Annotated in this window: 4 protein-coding genes; 1 reads left to right on the forward strand and 3 read right to left on the reverse strand. The window is 61.8% G+C overall.

Annotation, left to right across the window (positions count from 1 at the left end; all coding sequences use genetic code 11):
- On the reverse strand, positions 1 to 285 hold a 285-nt coding region (locus tag Q1J43_RS00145; protein ID WP_301100255.1), incomplete at its 3' end, for a metal ABC transporter permease.
- Complete coding sequence (locus tag Q1J43_RS00150) at positions 272 to 1,072, reverse strand: ABC transporter ATP-binding protein (protein WP_301100256.1); 801 nt, start codon at positions 1,070 to 1,072, stop codon at positions 272 to 274. The genes Q1J43_RS00150 and Q1J43_RS00145, both read right to left, overlap by 14 nt.
- Positions 1,073 to 1,411: 339 nt before the next feature.
- Between Q1J43_RS00150 and Q1J43_RS00155 the strand changes: the two genes are divergently transcribed.
- Positions 1,412 to 1,594, forward strand: a complete 183-nt coding sequence (locus tag Q1J43_RS00155) for a hypothetical protein (protein WP_301100257.1) — start codon at positions 1,412 to 1,414, stop codon at positions 1,592 to 1,594.
- 196 nt (positions 1,595 to 1,790) lie between these two features.
- Here the strand turns inward: Q1J43_RS00155 and Q1J43_RS00160 are convergent.
- On the reverse strand, positions 1,791 to 2,706 hold a 916-nt coding region (locus Q1J43_RS00160), incomplete at its 5' end, for a zinc ABC transporter substrate-binding protein (protein ID WP_301100258.1).

Raw genomic sequence — 2,706 nt, forward strand, 5'->3', positions numbered from 1 at the left:
CTGCGTAAAACGCGTCAACCCGACCGCCAGCAGCGCCACCGCCATGCCCGCGATCAAGCCGCCCAGCGTCATTGCCCACAGCGACAGGCCGGCGCAGGCGAAGGCGATGGCGACGCCTGGCAAAATCGCGTGCTGCATCGCGTCGCCGACCAAGGTCATGCGCCGCAGTGTCATGAACACGCCCAACGGCGTGCCGCCGAGCGCCAGCACCACGCAGGCCGCCAAGGCCCGCCGCATGAAGGCGTAATCCGCGAAGGGCGTGATCAGCAGGTCAGTGAGCGTCATGGTCATGTCCGCAAGCGTGGTCGTGGCCCTGCGTCGCCTGTTGCCGTTCGTGCCGCGCATGCGCGGGCGTTTCCGTGCCCGGGCAAAGCTCGGCCATGTCGAGATCGAAGGACAGCAGCTTTTGTTCCAGCATTTTGTGCGTATGCCCGTGGCCAAGGCATTTGCCCGCCAGCACGAACGAGTCCGGAAAATATTTCTGGATCAACAGCAGATCGTGCAGCACGCAGATGATGGTGCGTCCCTGCCGATGCCATTCCAGCATAATCTGGATCAACCGCGCCGTCGTCGCCGCGTCCACCGCCGTGAAAGGCTCGTCGAGCAGGATCACCGGCGCGTTCTGTACGATCACCCGCGCAAACAGCAAACGCTGGAACTGTCCGCCGGATAATTCCGCGATCAACCGATCCTCCAAGCCTTCCAACCCGACTTCCGCCAGCGCCGCGGCGGCGCGTTGCCTGCGTCCGGCGTCGATCGCCGCGCCGTTGCCGACCTCGCGCCAGAAGCCGGTGCAGACCGCCTGCATCACCGACAATGGAAAGTCGCGTTGCAGCGAGGCGGTCTGCGGCAGATAGGCGATTTGTTGCCGTGTCACCCCGTCGAACACCACGCGTCCCTTGCGCGGTTTGACGATGCCGATGACGGCCTTGAGCAAAGTGCTTTTTCCCGCGCCGTTCGGGCCGGCGATGGCCGTCAGGGAGCCTGCCTGAAACGTGCCGGATACTTCCTGCAACGCCACATGGCGCCCATAGGCGACCGTCACATCCTCGATGCGGATCAACGCGCTCATAATGCCCAAGCCGTCACGCCGCCCACCGCGCCACACAAGGCGAGGGCAAGCAGCAGGCGTTGCGCGAGGCTCATTATGAACATGGAAGATCCCGTTATTCCCTGACCGAACCGCGCCATCCTAGCCCTTATGGCAATTCTTTCAACTGTATGCGTTCTTGCCCCTCAAAGCCTGTTTGCGCCCGGAACCAACCCCTTGATTTCTTTGTGACGACACAGCCGAAACCCAACGGCCAAAAATTTCTTCGTTAACCAAGAATGAGGATGGATTACTTTCGGCAAGTCCGGTTACAATGTCTTGGGTTGTGTTGCCCGGAACCTATTCTTGGGAGAATTGGATATGCTGCAAGATCCTGACGCCGTTCTTATAAGTAATATTGAAAAGAATTATTGGGCCAGAGCAGCTGAGACAATTGCTAAACTGCTGGAATTGAATAGAAAAGAAGAAGCAGAGCCTAATATTCCTAGCGATTCTGCTCGCGGAAGGAACCATGAACTGACAGCCCCCAATGGGCCCAAGTAAATTTTTAGCGCAGCATTCTGCCACAGCAAAGAACGCAGCCTCGCAAAGGCTGCGTTTTTGCTTTATGGGCCAGACGCCGGATTGGTGCAAAAGCGCGCCGATGACGCAGCAAACGCAATACTGGCTGCGCCCAACTTCTGTTGCAAGTGGCGGGCGGCGGTAAAAGGGAAGCGCTGCGTTTTGGCTTGTTCTCAACTTACAGCCGCATCGCCGCCGTCAGTTGCGCCACGTTGTTTTCAAACATCGCGCGATAGCTTGCCGCCGGACCGTCGGGGGCGGACAGCGCGTCGGAATAGAGCGCGCCGCCGAGAGTCGCGCCGGTGTCCTTGGCGATTTGCGCGATCAGTTTGCCGTTGGCCATGTTTTCGACGAAAAGCCGCTTCACGCCCTCGGACTTGATTTGCGAAATCAGTTGGGCGATGCCCTGCGCCGAGGGTTCGGCCTCGGTGTCGATGCCGACCGGCGCGAGGAAGGTCACGCCATAGGCGTCGCCGAAATAGCCGAAGGCGTCATGGCTGGTGACGACCTTGCGCCGCGCCGCCGGAATGGCGGCGAGGGCGGCGCGGGTCGCCGCGTCCTGCGCCGCGAGCGCGGCGTCATAGGCGGTGGCGCGCTGGGCGATGGCGGCGGCGGCGGCGGGAACGGCGCGTTCCAGCGCGGCGGCGATGTTCCGCGCATAGATGCGTCCGTTGGCGAGATTCTGCCAGGCGTGCGGATCGATGGCGGTTGCGCCGTCCGCCGTCATGCGGCGCGGCGTTATGCCTTCGCTGACCGTCACGACGACGGCCTTGCTGCCGGAGGCTTCGATCAAGCGCGCCATCCAGCCTTCGAAGCCGAGGCCGTTGACGAAGACCAGCTTCGCTTGCGCCAAGGCCTTCGCGTCTTCAGGGGATGGCTGATGGGCGTGCGCGTCGGCGTCGGGCCCGACCAGCGTGGTGACTTTCACGGCATCGCCGCCGATTTGCGTCACTATATCGCCGATGATGCTGAAACTGGCGACGACGGGAACGGGGCCGGCGGCCTGCGCGGGCGCCGCGAAGGCAAAAAACAGAACGAGAAACCATCGGGTCATGCGACGTTTACCTTTCTGCCTCAACCTGTTCAAACACATC

The sequence above is a fragment of the Propionivibrio sp. genome (assembly GCF_029255185.1).
Classification (GTDB): Bacteria; Pseudomonadota; Gammaproteobacteria; order Burkholderiales; family Rhodocyclaceae; genus Propionivibrio.